Annotated in this window: 14 protein-coding genes; 9 read left to right on the top strand and 5 right to left on the bottom strand. The window is 72.4% G+C overall.

Annotated features, from left to right (window positions below):
- Nucleotides 1–2 precede the first annotated feature (2 nt).
- Genes AC1DE0_RS08030 through AC1DE0_RS08020 form a run of 3 tightly spaced genes read left to right on the top strand, consistent with a single transcriptional unit; the run spans nt 3 to nt 4,079 of the window.
- Nucleotides 3–2,249 carry a DUF5682 family protein gene (locus AC1DE0_RS08030; protein WP_478099036.1) on the top strand — a complete coding sequence of 749 codons (2,247 nt, stop codon included), beginning with the start codon at nt 3–5 and terminating at the stop codon, nt 2,247–2,249.
- Nucleotides 2,246–3,439 carry a VWA domain-containing protein gene (locus tag AC1DE0_RS08025; RefSeq protein ID WP_478099032.1) on the top strand — a complete coding sequence of 398 codons (1,194 nt, stop codon included), beginning with the start codon at nt 2,246–2,248 and terminating at the stop codon, nt 3,437–3,439. Before AC1DE0_RS08030 ends, AC1DE0_RS08025 begins: the two co-directional genes overlap by 4 nt.
- Before the next feature lie 16 nt (nt 3,440–3,455).
- Nucleotides 3,456–4,079 carry a uridine kinase family protein gene (locus tag AC1DE0_RS08020; RefSeq protein WP_478099029.1) on the top strand — a complete coding sequence of 208 codons (624 nt, stop codon included), beginning with the start codon at nt 3,456–3,458 and terminating at the stop codon, nt 4,077–4,079.
- Here AC1DE0_RS08020 and AC1DE0_RS08015 read toward each other — a convergent pair.
- Together AC1DE0_RS08015 and AC1DE0_RS08010 are read right to left on the bottom strand one after the other, a co-directional pair.
- A complete protein-coding gene (locus tag AC1DE0_RS08015; protein WP_478099027.1) occupies nt 4,072–4,485 on the bottom strand; it encodes a RidA family protein in 414 nt (137 codons plus the stop codon). The genes AC1DE0_RS08020 and AC1DE0_RS08015 overlap by 8 nt on opposite strands.
- A gap of 44 nt (nt 4,486–4,529) precedes the next feature.
- Complete coding sequence (locus AC1DE0_RS08010) at nt 4,530–5,039, bottom strand: DUF4825 domain-containing protein (protein WP_478099025.1); 510 nt, start codon at nt 5,037–5,039, stop codon at nt 4,530–4,532.
- Between the two features lie 228 nt (nt 5,040–5,267).
- Here AC1DE0_RS08010 and AC1DE0_RS08005 point away from each other — a divergent pair, with 228 nt between their 5' ends.
- From AC1DE0_RS08005 to AC1DE0_RS07990, 4 genes are all read left to right on the top strand, one after another.
- Nucleotides 5,268–10,802: an ATP-binding protein gene (locus AC1DE0_RS08005; RefSeq protein WP_478099022.1), complete on the top strand. Its 5,535-nt coding sequence runs from the start codon at nt 5,268–5,270 to the stop codon at nt 10,800–10,802.
- A gap of 65 nt (nt 10,803–10,867) precedes the next feature.
- Complete coding sequence (locus AC1DE0_RS08000; RefSeq protein ID WP_478099020.1) at nt 10,868–11,401, top strand: hypothetical protein; 534 nt, start codon at nt 10,868–10,870, stop codon at nt 11,399–11,401.
- A gap of 79 nt (nt 11,402–11,480) precedes the next feature.
- The gene (locus AC1DE0_RS07995) at nt 11,481–12,257 is read left to right on the top strand and encodes an enoyl-CoA hydratase/isomerase family protein (RefSeq protein ID WP_478099017.1); all 777 of its coding nucleotides are present in this window, start codon (nt 11,481–11,483) and stop codon (nt 12,255–12,257) included.
- Nucleotides 12,254–13,819: a fatty acyl-CoA synthetase gene (locus AC1DE0_RS07990; protein ID WP_478099015.1), complete on the top strand. Its 1,566-nt coding sequence runs from the start codon at nt 12,254–12,256 to the stop codon at nt 13,817–13,819. Before AC1DE0_RS07995 ends, AC1DE0_RS07990 begins: the two co-directional genes overlap by 4 nt.
- A gap of 14 nt (nt 13,820–13,833) precedes the next feature.
- On the opposite strand, the gene AC1DE0_RS07985 is transcribed toward AC1DE0_RS07990, so the two are convergent.
- On the bottom strand, nt 13,834–14,847 hold the full coding sequence (locus AC1DE0_RS07985; protein ID WP_478099013.1) for a YdcF family protein: 1,014 nt from the start codon (nt 14,845–14,847) through the stop codon (nt 13,834–13,836).
- A 261-nt stretch (nt 14,848–15,108) separates the two neighbouring features.
- Complete coding sequence (locus tag AC1DE0_RS07980) at nt 15,109–15,411, bottom strand: hypothetical protein (RefSeq protein ID WP_478099011.1); 303 nt, start codon at nt 15,409–15,411, stop codon at nt 15,109–15,111.
- Nucleotides 15,412–15,492: 81 nt separating this feature from the next.
- On the opposite strand from AC1DE0_RS07980, the gene AC1DE0_RS07975 reads away from it, so the two are divergent.
- On the top strand, nt 15,493–16,371 hold the full coding sequence (locus tag AC1DE0_RS07975; RefSeq protein ID WP_478099008.1) for a LysR family transcriptional regulator: 879 nt from the start codon (nt 15,493–15,495) through the stop codon (nt 16,369–16,371).
- A gap of 128 nt (nt 16,372–16,499) precedes the next feature.
- Here the strand turns inward: AC1DE0_RS07975 and AC1DE0_RS07970 are convergent, their stop codons facing one another.
- Complete coding sequence (locus AC1DE0_RS07970) at nt 16,500–16,892, bottom strand: VOC family protein (protein ID WP_478099004.1); 393 nt, start codon at nt 16,890–16,892, stop codon at nt 16,500–16,502.
- Between the two features lie 297 nt (nt 16,893–17,189).
- Between AC1DE0_RS07970 and AC1DE0_RS07965 the strand changes: the two genes are divergently transcribed.
- Entirely contained in the window at nt 17,190–17,720 is a 531-nt protein-coding gene (locus AC1DE0_RS07965) for a DUF1990 family protein (protein WP_478099000.1), read from the top strand.
- Nucleotides 17,721–17,731 lie beyond the last annotated feature (11 nt).

The following is a 17,731-nucleotide window of genomic DNA, read 5'->3' as shown; positions in this document are numbered from 1 at the left end:
CCATGACTGCTGCCCCTGCCGCCCCGGCGCCGCGCGTGGAGGTGCTCGGCGTGCGCCACCACGGCCCCGGGTCGGCGCGGTCCGTCGCGCAGGCGCTTGATGAGCTCCAGCCGGACGTCGTGCTCATCGAGGGTCCGCCCGAGCTCGACGCCCTCATCCCCCTGGCCGCCGACTCCGAGCTCGTGCCACCGGTCGCGGGACTCGTCTACGCCGTCGACGAGCCCCGTCGCGCGGCGTTCTACCCCTTCGCCGTGTTCTCGCCCGAGTGGGTGGCGCTCCAGTGGGCCCTCGCGCACGGGGTCGACGTCCGCTTCGCCGACCTGCCCGCGGCCCACTTCCTCGCCGACGCGCCTGAGGACGCCGGCGGCGAGCGTCGTCCACGTCGGCGTCGCGGCGAGCGCCCCGACCCGATCACCGCGCTCGCCTCGGCGGCCGGCTACGACGACCCCGAGCGCTGGTGGGAGGACGCGATCGAGCACCGGCGCACGTCGTCTCTCGCGCACTTCGCCCAGCTGCGCGAGGCGATGCAGGGCGTCCGCGGAGACCTCGACGTCGATGACGATGATCGGCGAGAAGCCTTCATGCGCAAGGTGATCCGCGCCGAACTCAAGGCCCGGCGCGAGCGGGTCGCGTTCGTGTGCGGCGCCTACCACGCGCCGGCGCTCGACCCTGCGTCGTTCCCACCGGCCAGCCGCGACAACGCCCTGCTCGCCAAGCTGCCCAAGGTCAAGGTCGCCGCGACGTGGGCACCGTGGAGCTCCGGGCGGCTCGCGTACGCCAGTGGCTACGGCGCCGGGGTCCGCTCGCCGGGGTGGTACCAGCACCTCTTCGTCACCCCCGACGACGAGGTCGTGCCGTCGTGGTTCGTGCGCGTGGCCCGAGCCCTGCGCGGCGAGAACCTCGACGCGTCCACGGCGTCGGTGGTCGAGGCGACGCGACTCGCGGGTGCGCTGGCCGCCGTGCGGGGTCGACCCTCGGTCGGGCTGAGCGAGCTCACCGACGCCGCCCGGGCCGTGCTCACCGAGGGCGCCGACCTGCCGCTGCGGCTCATCGACCGCACGCTCGTCATCGGCGAGGAGCTCGGTCACGTGCCCGAGTCGACGCCCATGGTCCCGCTCGCCAGCGACCTCGCGAAGCAGCAGAGGTCCTTGCGCCTCAAGGTCTCCGCGACCTCGGCCGTCGTCCAGCTCGACCTGCGGCGCGAGTCCCAGCTCGCCCGGTCGGTGCTGCTGCACCGGCTCGCGATCCTCGACGTCCACTGGGGCAGCCAGGTCGACGCCGGCCGCTCGACGGGCACCTTCAAGGAGGCGTGGGAGCTCGAGTGGACGCCCGAGCTCGCCGTCGCCGTCATCGAGGCGAGCCTGCACGGCACGACGGTGCGCAGCGCCGCCGAGTCGAAGGTGGCAGAGGAGGCCGAGGCGGCCTCCGACCTCGGAGTCCTCGGGGGACTCATCGAGCAGTGCCTGCTCGCCGACCTGCCCGACGGGTTGCGCGCCGTCGTCGCGGCCCTCGCCGACCGCACGGCCCGGCAGCACGACACCCAGGCCCTCCTCGAGACGGTCGAGCCGCTCGCCCGCACGTGCCGCTACGGCGACGTGCGCGGGATCGACGTCGCCGACGTGACGCACGTGCTCCAGACCGTCGTCGTGCGCGCGTCGGTCGGCCTGCGCGCCGCCTGCGCCGGCCTCGACGACGACAGCGCGGCCCGCATGCGCACCGCCATCGAGGCGGCCCACCGCGGCGTCGCCCTCGTCGACCGCGACGACCTGCGCGACCCCTGGCACCAGGCGCTGCTCACCGTCGGGCGCGACGAGGTGATCCACGGCGCAGTCGCCGGCCGCGTCAACCGGCTGCTGCTCGACGGCGGTCTCCTCGAGCACGCCGACGCGGCTGCCCGGCTGAGCCGCCGGCTCTCGCCCGGCACCCCGGCGCCCGCCGCGGCCGCGTGGCTCGACGGGTTCCTCACCGGCGAGGCGCTGCTGCTCGTCCACGGCGACGACCTGCTGTCGATCATCGACGAGTGGCTGGTCGATGCGTCCGAGGAGGCGTTTGAGGACCTCTTGCCCCTCGTGCGCCGCACCTTCGCGCGCTACCAGCCCGCCGAACGCCGCCTCATCGGAGGCCACTTGCGCGACCTCGCGAGCGGCACGCGTACGTCCTCGGTGGGCTCGACGGACGTCGACCTCGACCGGGCGGCACCCGCGATCGCCGCGGTCGCCCGCCTCCTCGGCCTGGAGGCGGCGTCATGAACGACGAGCAGACCACCGACCCCACCGTCGCGCGCGACCGGCTCACCCGCTGGCGGCTCGTCCTCGGCGGCGAGCAGTCCGACGGCATCCGTGAGGCGGCCGCGCTCGACGCCGACGACCTCAAGCGCGACGAGGCGCTGCGCGAGCTCTACGACGGCGAGCGCCGCAGCGGGCTCGGTGCGTCTGCCCCGCGGGTGGCCCGCTGGCTCGGAGACATCCGCGGCTACTTCCCGTCGTCGGTCGTGCAGGTCATGCAGGCCGACGCGATGGACCGGCTCGGCCTGACGCAGCTGCTGCTCGAGCCCGAGCTGATGGAGGCCGTGCAGCCGGACATCAACCTCGTCACGACCCTCGTCGGCCTGGGCCGTGTCATCCCTGAGCGGTCGCGCGCCACGGCCCGGGCGGTCGTGCGCGTCGTCACCGACGAGCTCGAGGAGCGGCTGCGCGCCGAGACGGTTCAGGCAGTCACGGGCGCCCTCAACCGGGCCGCACGCACCCGCCGGCCGCGGCACTCTGACATCGACTGGAACAGGACGGTCGCGGCCAACCTCAAGCACTACCAGCCGGAGCACCGCACCGTCGTGCCCGAGCGGCTCGTCGGCTACGCCCGGCGGGCGCACCGAGTCGAACGGCGCATCATCCTCTGCATCGACCAGTCCGGATCGATGGCCGAGTCGGTCGTCTACTCGAGCGTCTTCGGTGCCGTGCTCGCGTCGCTGCGGTCGGTCGAGACGAAGCTCGTCGTCTTCGACACCGCCGTCGTCGACCTCACCGACGAGCTCGACGACCCCGTTGACGTGCTCTTCGGCGTGCAGCTCGGCGGCGGCACCGACATCAACCAGGCGCTCGCCTACTGCGAGGGGCTCATCGAGCAGCCCGCCGACACGATCCTCGTACTGATCAGCGACCTCTACGAGGGCGGCATCGCCGAGGAGATGGTGCGCCGCGCCTCCTCCATCGTCGCGTCGGGCGCCACGATGGTCGCGCTCCTCGCGCTCAGCGACTCGGGGCGACCGAGCTTCGACGCCAACCACGCCGAGGCCCTGGCGGCGGTCGGCGTGCCGGCCTTCGCGTGCACGCCCGACCGGTTCCCCGACCTCATGGCGACAGCGATCGAGAAGCGCGACATCACCGCCTGGGCCGCCGCCAACGACATCGTGACCACCCACGAGCCCGACCCCGCTCCCTGACGGCATACTCCCGGGCATGCACCTGCACCCCGAGGAGCCCGAAGCCGCACCCTGGCAGTCGACGGACGACACGACCCTCGCTGCGGCGCTGCGAAGGCTGCTGCCGCCCGACCGCGCCGTGCTGCTCGTCGACGGTCGCTCGGGAGGCGGCAAGACGACCTTCGCCGAGCGAGCAGCACGTCTGCTCGACGGCGCCGTCGTGCACGCCGACGACATCGCGTGGCACCACGACATGACGGCCTGGGACGACCTGGCCATCGAGCACGTCATCGAGCCGTGGCGGCGCGGTGAGTCGATCGCCTACCGGCCGCCGGGCTGGGTGGCCAAGGAGCGTGACGGGCAGGTGAGCGTTCCCGACGACGTACGCGTGCTCGTGCTCGAGGGCGTCGGCGCGGGCCGCGCGTCCATCGCCGAGCACGCGGATGCCGTCGTGTGGGTGCAGTCCGACCGCGACCTCGCGCGCGAGCGGGGTCTGCGGCGCGACGTCGAGCTGGGCCGCACGCCGGCCGAGGCCGAGGCGTTCTGGGACGAGTACTCCGCCTCGGAGGAGCCCCTCCTCGCCGCCGACCGGCCGTGGGAGCGAGCAGCCCTCGTCGTCAACGGCACGGCAGGCGAGCACCTGGTCCACATCGTCAGCTGAGCGCTGCGACGGCTTCGATCTCGACGAGCTGGTCGGGGTAGCCGAGCACCGTGACGCCGAGCAGCGTGCTCGGCACCTCGTGCTCGCCGAAGGCGTCGTGGACGACCGTCCAGGCGGCGACGAGATCCTCGCGCGCTGTCGTCGCGACGAGCACCCGCGTGTAGACGACGTCGTCGAGCGTCGCGCCCGCTGCGGCGAGCGCCGTGACCAGGTTGTCGACGCACCGGCGAGCCTGGGCTGGGATGTCCCCCGGCGACACCGTGCCGCCGGCGTCGTCGAGCGGGCACGCGCCCGCCGTGAACACGAGGCGCGCGGGACCATCGGTCGTGGCGGCATACGCGTAGGGGGCGGTGTCGGTGAGGGCGTCCGAGCGGATCAGCCGGACGACGCTCTCGGGTCGGGTCATGAGACCGAAGGTAGCGACGACCCGCTCATTCGGTCGCGAGAGTTTCAGTCGTCGAGGGCGTCGACGTAGGCCGTCAGCTTCTGCTGGTCGCGGCCCAGGGTCTTCACGTCGTAGCCGAGCTGCTTCGTCGCCTGCGCCGCGGTCAGGTCGAACGAGTGACCGGGAGCCTTGACGTGCACGGCGTCGAGGTTGGCGACGGTGCCGAGCAGCAGCGTCGACGCCGAGGTGAAGTCGGTCTGGTCGAACGGTTTGTCGGTGGCCTCGGTGGCCTCGGTGGCCTCGGTGGCCTTGGCGCCCTTGTCGAAGGTGACCGAGAGGCCGTACGGCTTCGTCGCGGTCTGCAGCGAGATCGTGTAGGAGCCGTCGGGCCCGAAGCCGGCGGCCCGCGTCAGCCAGATGACGCGGGAGTTGTCGCCGACGAAGTCGGTGCGCTGCTTCCAGAGCTCGTCGGCGCGGCTCGGCGTCCCCGTGCCGTCGGGCGATGTGCCGGACGCGGTGCAACCGGCGAGGGCGATGCCCCCGAGCAGCACGGCGGCGAGGGTGCGTCTGAGCATGGTCGGTCCCCTTGTTCCCGGGTCGTCCCGACCCGTCCCTGTCGCCGACGATCCGGCCGGCGCAGTCTTGCAGACGTGGGCGACCGAGAGACGGTTCCACGAGGCCTGTCGGCAAACCTCCGCGATGTCTACTCGCGGGTCGCCATCGATGAGTGGAAGGCTGCGGGTGTGGCGTGACGAGCGCCACGCGCCCTACCGGGCGGCGGCACGACGAAGGAGACCCCCTCGATGATCTCGCGGATCGCGATCGTCAACCGCGGTGAGGCCGCCATGCGCCTCATCCACGCCGTGCGTGACCTCAACGCCGGCGCAGGCCCCGGCGGCCACCGCATCGAGACGATCGCCTTGCACACCGAGGGCGAGCGGCGGGCCATGTTCGTCCGCGAGAGCGACCACGCGTACGACCTCGGGCCGGCATCGGCACGCCCCTACCTCGACCACGCCGTGCTCGAGAAGGCGCTGCGCGAGACGAAGGCCGACGCCGCCTGGGTCGGCTGGGGCTTCGTCGCCGAGGATCCCGCCTTCGCCGAGCTGTGCGAGCGCGTCGGCGTCACCTTCATCGGCCCGAGCCCCGAGGCGATGCGCAAGCTGGGCGACAAGATCGGCAGCAAGCTCATCGCCGAGGAGGTCGGTGTGCCCGTCGCGCCGTGGAGCCGCGGCGGTGTCGACACCCTCGACGACGCGAAGGCAGCCGCGGCCCGCATCGGCTACCCCCTCATGCTCAAGGCCACCGCCGGTGGCGGCGGTCGCGGCATCCGTCGGGTCGACTCCGACGACGACCTCACCGACGCGTACGAACGCACCCGTGACGAGGCCGAGCGCGCCTTCGGCTCCGGCGTCGTCTTCCTCGAGAAGCTCGTCACCGGAGCCCGCCACATCGAGGTGCAGGTCATCGCCGACGGCCAGGGCTCCGCGTGGGCCGTGGGCGTGCGCGACTGCTCCGTGCAGCGCCGCAACCAGAAGGTCATCGAGGAGTCCGCCTCACCCGTCCTCAACCCCGAGCAGGAGGACGAGGTGCGCACCAGCGCCGAGCGGCTCGCGATCGCCGTGGGCTACGCCGGGGCGGGCACCGTCGAGTTCCTCTACCACCCCGGCGACCGGTTCTTCGCCTTCCTCGAGGTCAACACCCGCCTCCAGGTCGAGCACCCGATCACCGAGGTCGTCACCGACACCGACCTGGTCAAGCTCCAGATCTTCGTCGCGAACGGGGGTCGCCTCGCCGACCTGCCCGGCGGTCGCCCCACCCAGCGCGGCCATGCCGTCGAGGCCCGCCTCAACGCCGAGGACCCCGACCGCGACTTCGCACCCAGCCCGGGCCACATCAGCCTGCTCCAGTTCCCGGCAGGCCCCGGCATCCGCGTCGACACCGGTGTCGGAGAAGGCGACTCGATCCCCGCCGACTTCGACTCGATGATCGCCAAGATCATCGCCTACGGCCGCGACCGCGACGAGGCGCTCGCCCGCCTGCGCCGAGCCCTGTCCGAGACGACTGTCGTCATCGACGGCGGCTCGACGAACAAGAGCTTCATCCTCGACCTGCTCGACCAGCCCGAGATCATCGACGGCTCGGCCGACACCGGCTGGATCGACCGAGTGCGCGCCGAGGGCCGCCTCGTGTCGCACCGCCACTCGGGCGTCGCGCTCGTCGCCGCCGGCATCGAGGCCTACGAGGACGCAGAGGCCATCGAGCGGGCGCGCCTGCTCGAGTCCGCGCGCGGTGGACGCCCGCAGGTCCAGCACGCCGTCGGCCGCGCCATCGACCTCAAGCTGCGCGGCACGGCCTACAAGGTCATGGTGCTGCGCACCGCCGGCCATCGCTATCGCGTCAGCATCACCAACGGCGCCGAGCCGCACGTCGTCGACGCGACCATCGACCGCATCGACGAGTATGCCGGCCGCATCGTCGTCGAGGGCCGCTCGCACCGCCTCGTCACCGCCACCCACGGCCCCGTGCACCTCGTCGAGGTCGACGGCGTGACGCACCGGGTGAGCCGCGACGAGGGCGGCGTCGTGCGCTCGCCCGCGCCCGCTCTCGTCGTCGCCACCCCGGTCCAGACCGGCGCGGAGGTCGCCGCCGGCGCCCCCGTGCTCGTGCTCGAGTCGATGAAGATGGAGACGGTGCTGCCTGCGCCGTTCGCGGCCAGGGTGCGCGAGCTGCTCGTCTCCGTCGGCAGCCAGGTCGAGACCGGGGCGCCGCTCGTGCGCCTCGAGCCGACGGGCGAGGAGGAGGTCGCCGAGACCGCCGACTCCGACAGCGTCGACCTCGACCTGCCCGACGCGAGCTCCCACACCGCCACCGTCCGTGAGCGGGTCGACCGCGGCATCGAGGACCTCTCCGCGAGCGTGCTCGGTTTCGACATCGACCCGACCGGCAACGCCCGGATGCTCTCCGGCTATCTCACCGCGCGCGACGAGCTGGCTGCCGGCGGTGCCGTGCCGCTCGGCGAGGAGATCGCGGTCCTCGACCTCATCACGGACTTCGCCGAACTGAGCCGCAACCGGCCCGCCGCCGAGGAGCGCCACACCGAGCTGCTCGTGCACAGCCCACGCGAGCACTTCCACTCCTACCTCCAGAGCCTCGACGTCGAGCGGGCCGGGCTGTCGGCGGACTTCCGCGACAAGCTCGCCCGGGTGCTGCGCCACTACGGCGTCGCCGACTTCGAGCGCACGCCCGACCTCGAGGAGGCGGTGTTCCGCGTCTTCCTCGCCCAGCAGCGCTCGGCCCCCGAGGTGCAGCTCGCGACCTCGATCCTCCAGCGCTGGCTCGCCGAGCCCATCCCCGAGGCGCCGCTCGACGTCGCGGCCCGTGACGCGCTCGACCGTCTCGTTGTCGCGACCCAGCTGCGCTTCCCGGTCATCGGCGACCTCGCCCGCAGCGTGCGCTTCCGCTGGTTCGACCAGCCCCTCGTCGACGAGGACCGTGAGAGCGTGCTGGCCGGGGTGCGCGCCAAGCTGGCCGCCCTCGCCGCAGAGCCTGACGCCCCCGACCACGCGGCCCGCGTCGACGAGCTGGCGGCCATCCCCGAGCAGATCGTGCGCTTCCTCGCCGAGCGCCTGCACGAGCAGTCGCCCGACAGCCTGCCCGAGCACGAGCCGATGCTCGAGGTGCTCATCAAGCGGCACTACCGCGAGCACGAGCTGCACGGCCTGCGCACCTTCTCCGAGGCCGACCGGCAGTTCGCCGTCGCCGACTACACGCTCGACGACCGCCCGACGCACCTCACGTCGACCATCGGCTCGGTCGACGAGCTGACCCCCGGCAGCGCCCTCGACACCGCCGTCTCCAACGACGTGTGGTCGCGCGCCACGGGCCTCCAGTCCGTCGTCGACCTGTACCTGCGCTGGCCGCAGGAGCCGCAGTCGCCCGACGAGGCGAGCGACCAGCTCGCAGCGCTGCTCCAGCAGCTCCCGTTCGCCCAGGACGTACGCCGCGTCGCCGTCGCGGTGAGCGCCGGGCAGGACCGCCCGGTCGGCTACTTCACCTTCCGGCCCGTCGACGGCACGCTCGTCGAGGACCGCCTCGTCCGCGGCGTGCACCCGATGGTCGGTCGGCGCCTCAACCTGTGGCGGCTGACCGCCTTCGACGTGACGCGCCTCGAGGCCCCCGAGGACGTCCTGCTCTACGAGTGCGTGGCCAAGGACAACCCCGAGGACACGCGGCTCATCGCCCTGGCCCAGGTGCGCCAGATCGTCGTCGTGCGTGACGACGCCGGCCAGGTCTCCGGCCTGCCGCACGTCGAGCGCGCCATCGCCAACTGCCTCGAGGCGGTCCGGCGCGTGCGGGCCTCTCGCGGCGCCAAGGCCTCGAAGCTCGACATGAACCACGTGTGGGTGCAGATCTGGCCCACCATCGAGGCCGACCTCGGCCAGCTCACCGCCCTGCGCAGCAAGATCGCCCCGGTCACGGCCGGCGCGGGCATCGAGGAGGTCCTCGTCCAGGCGACGGTCGCCGGCACTCCGGAGGCCGCACCGCTCGCGATCGCGGGCCGCTTCTACTACCAGCCGGGTTCGGGCGTGGTCGCCTCCGTCGGCGCCCCGCCCACCGAGCCGCTCAAGCCGCTCGACGACTACGCCTCGAAGGTCGTCCGGGCCCGCCGCCGCGGGCTCGTCTACCCGTACGAGCTCCAGTCGATGATCGCCGGCGACGGCGGCACGGTCGTCGAGCACGACCTCGACGACACCGGCGCCCTCGTCCCGGTCGACCGGCCGCAGGGGCTCAACAAGGCCGGCATCATCGTCGCCGTCGTCACCTCGCCCACCGTGCGCCACCCCCAGGGCGTCACCCGTGTCGTCCTGTCGGGTGACCCGCTGCGGTCGCTCGGCTCGGTCGCCGAGGCCGAGTGCGCCCGCGTCATCGCGGCGATCGACCTCGCCGAGACCATGCGCGTGCCGCTCGAGTGGTACTCCCTCTCGGCCGGCGCCCGCATCTCGATGGACTCCGGCACCGAGAACATGGACTGGGTGGCGCGCGCGCTCAAGCGGATCATCGAGTTCACGCAGGCGGGCGGCGAGATCAACATCGTCGTCGCCGGCATCAACGTCGGCGCCCAGCCCTACTGGAACGCCGAGGCGACGATGCTCATGCACACCAAGGGCATCCTCGTCATGACGCCCGACAGCGCCATGGTGCTCACCGGCAAGCAGTCGCTCGACTTCTCCGGTGGTGTCTCCGCCGAGGACAACTTCGGCATCGGCGGCTACGACCGCGTCATGGGCCCGAACGGCCAGGCGCAGTACTGGGCGAAGGACCTCGCGGGCGCCCGCGACATCCTCATGTCGCACTACGACCACGCGTACGTCGCCCCCGGGGAGTCGGGTCCGCGGCGCGTGCCGACCAGCGACCCGACCCACCGTGACGTGACGCTCTTCCCGCACGACGCACCGGGCTCGGACTTCACGTCTGTCGGCGAGATCTTCAGCACGCTCACCAACCCCGACCGCAAGAAGCCGTTCGACATCCGTACGGTCATGCGCGCGGTGTCCGACCAGGACCACGAGACGCTCGAGCGGTGGGCCGGCATGGCCGACGCCGAGACCGCCGTCGTGCAGGACGCCCACCTCGCGGGTATCCCGGTCACGCTCATCGGCATCGAGAGCAAGTCCGTTGCGCGACGGGGCTTCCCGCCCACCGACGGCCCCGACACCTACACGGCCGGCACACTCTTCCCGAGGTCGTCGAAGAAGGTCGCCCGCGCGATCAACGCGGCGAGCGGCAACCGGCCCGTCGTCGTGTTGGCCAACCTCTCGGGCTTCGACGGGTCACCGGAGTCGATGCGCGCGCTCCAGCTCGAGTACGGCGCCGAGATCGGCCGGGCCATCGTCAACTTCGACGGCCCGATCGTCTTCACCGTCGTCTCGCGCTACCACGGCGGCGCCTTCGTGGTGTTCTCCAAGACGCTGAACCCGCGCATGACCGTGCTCGCGGTCGAGGGCTCGTTCGCGTCGGTGCTCGGTGGTGCACCGGCTGCTGCCGTCGTCTTCTCGCGCGACGTCGACGCCCGCACGGCCTCCGACCCGCGCATCACCGAGCTCGAGGCGCAGGTCGCCGGGGCGTCAGGGGTCGAGCGGGCCCGGCTCGCAACGGAGCTCGCCGACCTGCGCACGTCGGTGCGGGCCGAGAAGCTGGGCCAGGTGGCCTCGGAGTTCGACGGCGTGCACAGCATCCACCGCGCCGTGTCGGTCGGCTCCGTCGACGCCGTCATCGGAGCCCACGAGATGCGCCCACGCATCATCGCCGCCTTGGAGGCCGGTCTCGAGGGCTAGTCTCGGGGCCGGCCCGCGAGCCGGTCGGGCGACCGCCCGCACCACGCACGTCCACAGGGGAGCTCATGACCAGCAAGCAGGAGTTCATCGAGGGTGTCAGCCGGGCCGCCGAGGGCACGCCGTATGCCGTCACGGAGCAGCCGTACGGCTTCGACCTGACCGTCGACGTGACCAGCCAGCGCTGGCTCACGCTGACTTCGGCGCACGGGATCAAGCGCGTCTTCACGCACGAGGTGCACCTCGAGGACGACGGCCGCTACGGCATCACCGACGTCGACAACCAGGTCAGCTACCGCGGTTCGGGCGCGGGCGGCGTGAGCCTCACGGCCATGAAGAAGTTCAGCCGGGGCCGCGTCATGAGCTACTCGCGGCGCATCGAGTTCGGCGTCGACGCCGACACCGGCGCGATGGGCAAGGTCGTCGACTACTCCTTCCGCGCCGGGGAGGGTCGCGACCTCGTCCGCGGGGTCGCCAAGCAGCAGGGCTGGAAGGAGCGCATGAACGGCGAGCAGCGCGGCGCCCTGTGGGTGGCCGGCCTCACCGTCGTGGCGCTCGTCGGCGTCTTCGGCGCGATCGGCATCGCGGCGCTGCTCAGGTAGCCGCGCGGGCCGGGCCGGCAGGCTCCCGGTTCCGAGACGGGCTCTGGTCCCCGGCACGGTTGCGCGGCAGGATGACCGGGTGACGACGCTGCCCCTCCTGTCGGTGTCGGACGGCGTTGCCACGATCCGGCTGGGCCGTCCTGACGCCGGCAACGCCCTCGACCTGCCAGCCGCGCTCGCGCTGCGCGACGCGGTCACCGAGATCGCCCGGACGGCCCACGACGTCCGCGTCGTCGTGCTCCGCGCCGACGGACGCCTCTTCTGCGCCGGCGGTGACGTGCGGGCCATGGCGGCCGCGCCCGACCGGCCGGCCTTCGTCGCGGAGCTCGCGGGGGTGCTCCACGACGCCCTCACGGCCCTGCGCGAACTGCCCGTGCCCGTCGTCGCCGTCGTCCAGGGCACCGCGGCCGGTGCGGGAGTGGGTCTGCTCCTCGCCGCCGACATCGTGGTCGCCGCCGAGCACGCGACGTTCGTGGCGGCATACCCGTCGGTGGGGCTGTCGCCCGACTGCGGGGTGAGCGCGCTGCTCCCGACAGCGGTCGGCGCCCGGCGAGCGGCCCTGTTCCTGCTCACCGGCGCGACCATCGACGCGGCCACGGCCCTCGACTGGGGTCTCGTCACCGAGGTCGCCGACCTCGACGACCTCGACGCACGTGCCGGCGAGGTCGTCGCCGGCCTCGCCGCCCTGCCCCGTGAGGCGGTCGGCGAGGCAGCCCGCCTGCTGCGCCTGGCGCCCGAGCGGACGTATGCCGCCCAGCTCGTCGACGAAGCCGCGACCATCGCGCGGCTGTCGGCCACCCCCGAGGCCGACGCCCTGATCACCGCCTTCGCCACACCGAACGGAGCCACCGAGTGAACGTCACCCTCTCGAACACCCAGTCGAGCACGGTCGACGACATCGTCCGACGCAGCGCCGCGCGTCGCCCGGACCGCACGGCGCTGGTCTTCGACGACCGCACGTGGACGTATGCCGCCCTCGACGACGCCGTGTCGCGCGCGGCCGCGCACCTGCTGGGTCTCGGGCTCGCCGGAGGCGACCGGGTGGCGACCGTGGGCCTCAACTCCGACGCGTACCTGCTCGCCTTCCTCGGCTGCGCCCGCGCGGGACTGGTGCACGTGCCCGTCAACTACGCGCTGACGGGGCGCGAGCTCACCTACCTGCTGAACGACTCGGGCGCCCGCGTGGCCCTGGTGGACGTCGCGCTGCGCGACTCGGTCGAGGCGGTGCGTGAGGGCACCTCGCTCGAGCAGGTGCTGCTGCTGCACGGCGGTGACGACGCGCTACTGCCGCTCTGGAGCGCCGGCGACGTGCCCACCCTCGACGTCGAGCGGGCCGACACCGACCTCGTGCAGCTGCTCTACACCTCCGGCACGACGTCGCAGCCCAAGGGCGCGATGATGACCCACCGGGCGCTCGTGCACGAGTACGTCTCGTGCATCGTCGGGCTCGACCTGCGCGAGGACGACGCGCCGCTCCACTCGATGCCGCTCTACCACTCGGCCCAGATGCACGTCTTCCTCATGCCCTACCTCGCCGTGGGGGCGACGAACCACCTGCTCCCCCGGCCCGACGTGCCGACGATCCTCGAGAAGGTCGCCTCTGAGGGCATCGGGTCGCTCTTCCTCGCGCCGACCGTCTGGGTGCCGCTGTCGAACCACCCGGCGCTCGACAGCGCCGACCTCGGTTCCCTGCGCAAGGCGTACTACGGCGCCTCGATCATGCCGGTGCCGGTGCGTGACCGGCTGCAGCAGCGCCTGCCCGACCTCGGCTTCTGGAACTGCTTCGGACAGTCGGAGATCGGCCCGCTCGCCACGGTTCTGAGGCCCGAGGAGCACGAGGCGCGTCCGGAGGCGTGCGGGCGCACCGTCCTCTTCGTCGAGGCCCGCGTCGTCGACCCCGAAGGGGGCGACGTGGCGCCCGGCGAGCCGGGTGAGCTGCTCTACCGCTCGCCGCAGCTGTGCACCGGCTACTGGGGCAAGCCCGCCGAGACCGAGGAGGCGTTCCGCGACGGGTGGTTCCACTCCGGCGACCTCGTGACCCGGGATGAAGAGGGCCACCTCACCGTCGTCGACCGCATCAAGGACGTCATCAACACCGGCGGCGTGATGGTGGCCTCGCGCGAGGTCGAGGACGCCCTCTACACGCACCCCGCCGTGGCCGAGGTGGCCGTGATCGCGACGCCGCACGAGCGGTGGGTCGAGGCCGTCACCGCGGTCGTCGTGCTGCGCGAGGGGCAGTCCGTCACCGAGTCCGAGCTCGTCGAGCACGCGCGCGGCTCGCTCGCGCCCTTCAAGCTGCCGAAGGCGATCCACTTCGTCGACGGGCTGCCCCGCAACCAGAGCGGCAAGCTGCTCAAGCGGGTGCTCCGCGACGACCTGACCAAGCAGGTCGTCGGGGGTGACCCGGCTACGGGCTGACTGGGGTTGGGCGCTCAGCGCGGCCAGGCAGCATACGCCAGCAGGGCGGTCGAACCGGCCCAGAGGAGAAGGCTGGCCACGTTGGTGCGCGGGCGGTAGGTGACCGCCGCGAGGAACTCACGCAGGAACGCGCTCGGCACGAAATGCCACGCCGCGGGGGCACCGGTGACGTCCGCGTCGATGCCGAGGCTGCGGGTGATGAGGGCCGATCGTCCGACGTGGTAGCCGCTCGTCACGACCCGGAGGTGCCCGTCGTCGTCGATGCCGCGCGAGCGCAGGATCTCGCGCGACAGCAGGAGGTTCTCCTCCGTCGTCGTCGCGCAGTCCTCCGTGGCGACCGCACTGGTGGGCACGCCGTGGGCCACGAGGTAGGCCGCCATGGCGACGCCCTCGGCCATCGGCTCGTCTTCGCCCTGCCCCCCGCTCGGCAGGACCAGCGTCTCGCGGCCGGCCTCCCGCTCGGCGTGCCAGACCTCGATCGCCGCGGTGAGCCGGTTGGCCAGGAGGGTCGGGACGGTGCCGTCGACGAGGCCCGACCCGAGCACGACGACGGCCACGGGTCCGGGGCGCGGCTCGGCGCGCCTCTGGAGCAGGCAGTAGAGGAGATAACTGACGAAGGCGAGGCCGGGGTAGCCCGGCAGCAGCAGGACGACTACGCCGACCACCGGCAGGGAGTGGCCGGTGGCCACGGCAGCGGTCGCGAGCACGGTCGCAGCGACCATCGCCACACCCAGGGCGAGCGCGAGCAGTCCGGCGATGCTGCGACCGTCCCGCAGGGACGCCGAGAGGGCACTACCGGCGAAGAGCAACCCGAGCACCACGGCGGCGAGCCACGGCAGGGCCAAGAGGGCCGCGACCGGAGGGACTGGTGACAGCAGGTCGAGCACGAGCGCGCTTGCGGCCCAGAGGGATCCGGTGAGGAGCACCCCGCTGCGCCAGCGTCGCGGCTCGGCTCTCGACGACCGGACAGCGAGCAGGAGGAGCGCCACGCCGGCGGCAGCGAGCAGGAGGTCGACGGGCGCGGGCATGTCCCGAGCATGCCGTCCGGACGCTCGTGTTGCGAAACCCGGGTCCCCCGATCGGCCGGGTCCGCAAGTCCCCGCAGGCCCGTTTCGTCCCGTAGCGTGACGAGCGGAAGGGCCGGGATCGATCGCCACACCACCCCTCCCTCATGGCTTGGCGGTCGGGTGGGGCCCGGCCCTTTCGTCATGCGCGGACGCACAGAACGGCCGGTCGGGCTCTGTGCCCGACCGGCCGTTCCTCGTGTGCGCGACGACCCGCGTACGCGGTCAGCTGGCCTGTGCGTGGGGTGCGCTGGAGCGCGAGGTGGCCGTGGCAGACCCGCGGGCGGCCGTCGCGGCTGCGCGGGCACCGCGTGCACGGTGGGCACCGAGGTCGACGGGGGCGGCCACGCGGGTGGCGGTCACTGCCGCGAGCCGCTCGGGGTCGGCCTGCGCGACGGCGAGAAGGTGGCCGGCGACGCGGTCGAGGTCACGGTCGCCGGCGAGCCAGGAGCTGCCGGCCAGGTGCCCGCGACGGGCGGAGGAGGCGAGGGACCGAAGGGAGTCGAGGGAGAGGATGCGTGTCGTCATGCCTCTATGATCCAACCTTGCACTATTCAGCACAAGCGATGCTTTCTTCACAACCCTTAAGTTCGACTGTAGTATCGATGCATGCTCGACACGCACCGCATCAGGGTGTTCCGATCCGTCATGGCCAGCGGCTCGATCCAGGCCGCCGCCGACAACCTCGGCTACACCGCGTCGGCGATCAGCCAGCAGATCTCGACCCTCCAGAAGGAGACCGGGCTGACGCTCTTCGAGCGTGAGGGCCGCGGCCTGACCCCGACCGCGGCGGCCCGCTCCCTCGTCGCGAACACCAACGAGCTGATGGGTGAGCTGAGCCGGCTCGACCGGGTCGTCGACGACCTGCGCGAGGGCCGCTCGGGGCTGCTGACGATCGGCTACTTCGCCTCGGCCGGTGCGGAATGGATGCCCACGCTCGCCCGCCGGCTCACGACCGAGATGCCCGACCTCACCCTCGAGCTCGTGCTCACCGAGATCCCGGAGTACGGCGGCGCGACACTCGACCTCGACATCGTCATCGACACCCCCGGGGCGCAGGACCCGGGCGGGTCGAAGCGCGTGCCGCTCGCCGTCGACCCCTACGTCGTGATCCTCCCCGCCGACCACCCGCTCGCGGGCGAGGAGGAGGTGAGCCTCTCGCAGCTGGCCGGCGAGACCTGGATCCGCAACGACCTTCCGCACACGACGTGCTCGCGCATCTTCGCCGCCGCGTGCGAGTCGGCAGGCTTCCAGCCGCGCTTCGCGGTGCAGGCACAGGACCACATCACCGCGATCGCCTTCGTCAAGGCCGGGGTCGGCATCACCGGCGTGCCCCAGCTCGCCGCGCGGATCATTCCGCCCGAGGTGCGGGTGCTGCCCCTGACGGCGCCCACTCCGGTGCGGCACATCGCCGCCGTCGTGCGCGACCCGGCCGGCAACAGCGCCGCCCGCCGCGCCGTCGAGCTGCTCCAGGAGCTCATCGGCTGACAGCGGCTGGCGGCGACCGCGCAACGGGTGCGCCCGTCCGCCAGAGGTGCACGTTTCCGGATGAGGTGGGCCGTGCAGCCACCACTCGCGCCGGAACCCTACACTCCCGCCGGAACTGCGCCCTGCTGCTAGTACTGGGCGCCCGTGCGCCAGGCCATCTCCTGCAGCTCGAACGTGTTGCCGTCGGGATCGGAGAAGTTCGCCCCGCGCACGCCACCGCCGAAGTCGTGGATGTCGCCGACCTCCACACCACGGCCGACGAGCTCCGCACGTGCCGCCTCGAGGTCCTCGACGACGAGGTGCAGGCCCCTGGCGCTGCCGGGCTCACCTGCGTAGACGTCCAGGCCCGTCCCGAACCCGACCGAGCAGCCCGAGCCCTCCGGCGTCAGCTGGACCACACGGATGCCCTCCGTCGGCCGAACGTCGACGTCCTTGGTGAATCCGAGCTTGCCCTCGTAGAACGCGATGGCCCGGTCCACGTCGGACACGGCCAGCGGGATCAGCTCCAGCTTCATCTGCATTCAGGTCACAGTCCCTTCGAGTCTCTGATTTCCAGCGATGATTCCACGTGCGCCGCCGCGGTTGGCCCCGGCACGTGCAGGGACGGCGGACTTAGATCAAGGTTGCTGGGCACGGTTCTCCTTGGTCGGGGCTGAGCGGTCTGGCAAGTCGGCGAGCAGCGAGGCCGCCGCCACCAAGTGTGCCCAGAATCGGACGCACTGGTGACGCGCTGGCTGGCACATTGGGAGCGTCACGGGTTCGGCAACTGCTCCGTCTTCGAAGAGGAGACTCTCTGCCTGGGCGGTGACAATGGAGGTATGCCGCTCCAGCTGCTGGGTCATGACGCCGCCGCCCTGCAGGCTGCGCCCCTGTCGTACTCGAGCAGTCAGACGGGGACCGACGCACTCCCACCGGGCTACCGGCAGTTCACGGCCACGACGCGCTTGACGCGGCGGGACTTCGATGGCGCGGCCCGGGACCTGATGGGCTGGCGGATGCACGAGAAGGCCGGTCTTCGCGTCCACGCTTCAGGCGCCACGGCCCAGCCCGGCACCGTCGTGGTGATGCGGCTCGGTCCGGGTCCGCTCTCGCTACGCATCCCGTGCCGGGTCGTCGAGGTCGTCGACGAGCCGGGCCGCAAGGGGTTCGCCTACGGCACTCTTCCCGGTCACCCGGAGTCGGGCGAGGAGCGGTTCGTGCTCGACCTCGACGCCGACGGAGAGATCCGCTTCACGGTGTCGGGGTTCTCGAAGCCGGCTTCACTCCTGGCAAGGCTGGGCGGGCCCCTCGGTCGAACTGCGCAGGACTGGATGACGCGCCGCTACCTCGCGGCCCTCGACCGGCTCTGAGCAGCCCGCCG

It is taken from the genome of Terrabacter sp. 05T424, assembly GCF_056396225.1.
Note: the sequence above shows the minus strand (reverse complement) of the source record. Positions and strands in the feature narration are given on the sequence as shown.

Excerpts from the sequence above, each read along its gene's own strand:
- AC1DE0_RS07970 (WP_478099004.1), bottom strand. The coding sequence starts at position 16,892 with ATGCAGATGAAGCTGGAGCTGATCCCGCTGGCCGTGTCCGACGTGGAC.
- AC1DE0_RS07975 (WP_478099008.1), top strand. The coding sequence starts at position 15,493 with ATGCTCGACACGCACCGCATCAGGGTGTTCCGATCCGTCATGGCCAGC.
- AC1DE0_RS07980 (WP_478099011.1), bottom strand. The coding sequence starts at position 15,411 with ATGACGACACGCATCCTCTCCCTCGACTCCCTTCGGTCCCTCGCCTCC.
- AC1DE0_RS08020 (WP_478099029.1), top strand. The coding sequence starts at position 3,456 with ATGCACCTGCACCCCGAGGAGCCCGAAGCCGCACCCTGGCAGTCGACG.
- AC1DE0_RS08030 (WP_478099036.1), top strand. The coding sequence starts at position 3 with ATGACTGCTGCCCCTGCCGCCCCGGCGCCGCGCGTGGAGGTGCTCGGC.
- AC1DE0_RS08015 (WP_478099027.1), bottom strand. The coding sequence starts at position 4,485 with ATGACCCGACCCGAGAGCGTCGTCCGGCTGATCCGCTCGGACGCCCTC.
- AC1DE0_RS08025 (WP_478099032.1), top strand. The coding sequence starts at position 2,246 with ATGAACGACGAGCAGACCACCGACCCCACCGTCGCGCGCGACCGGCTC.
- AC1DE0_RS08000 (WP_478099020.1), top strand. The coding sequence starts at position 10,868 with ATGACCAGCAAGCAGGAGTTCATCGAGGGTGTCAGCCGGGCCGCCGAG.
- AC1DE0_RS08010 (WP_478099025.1), bottom strand. The coding sequence starts at position 5,039 with ATGCTCAGACGCACCCTCGCCGCCGTGCTGCTCGGGGGCATCGCCCTC.
- AC1DE0_RS08005 (WP_478099022.1), top strand. The coding sequence starts at position 5,268 with ATGATCTCGCGGATCGCGATCGTCAACCGCGGTGAGGCCGCCATGCGC.
- AC1DE0_RS07985 (WP_478099013.1), bottom strand. The coding sequence starts at position 14,847 with ATGCCCGCGCCCGTCGACCTCCTGCTCGCTGCCGCCGGCGTGGCGCTC.
- AC1DE0_RS07965 (WP_478099000.1), top strand. The coding sequence starts at position 17,190 with ATGCCGCTCCAGCTGCTGGGTCATGACGCCGCCGCCCTGCAGGCTGCG.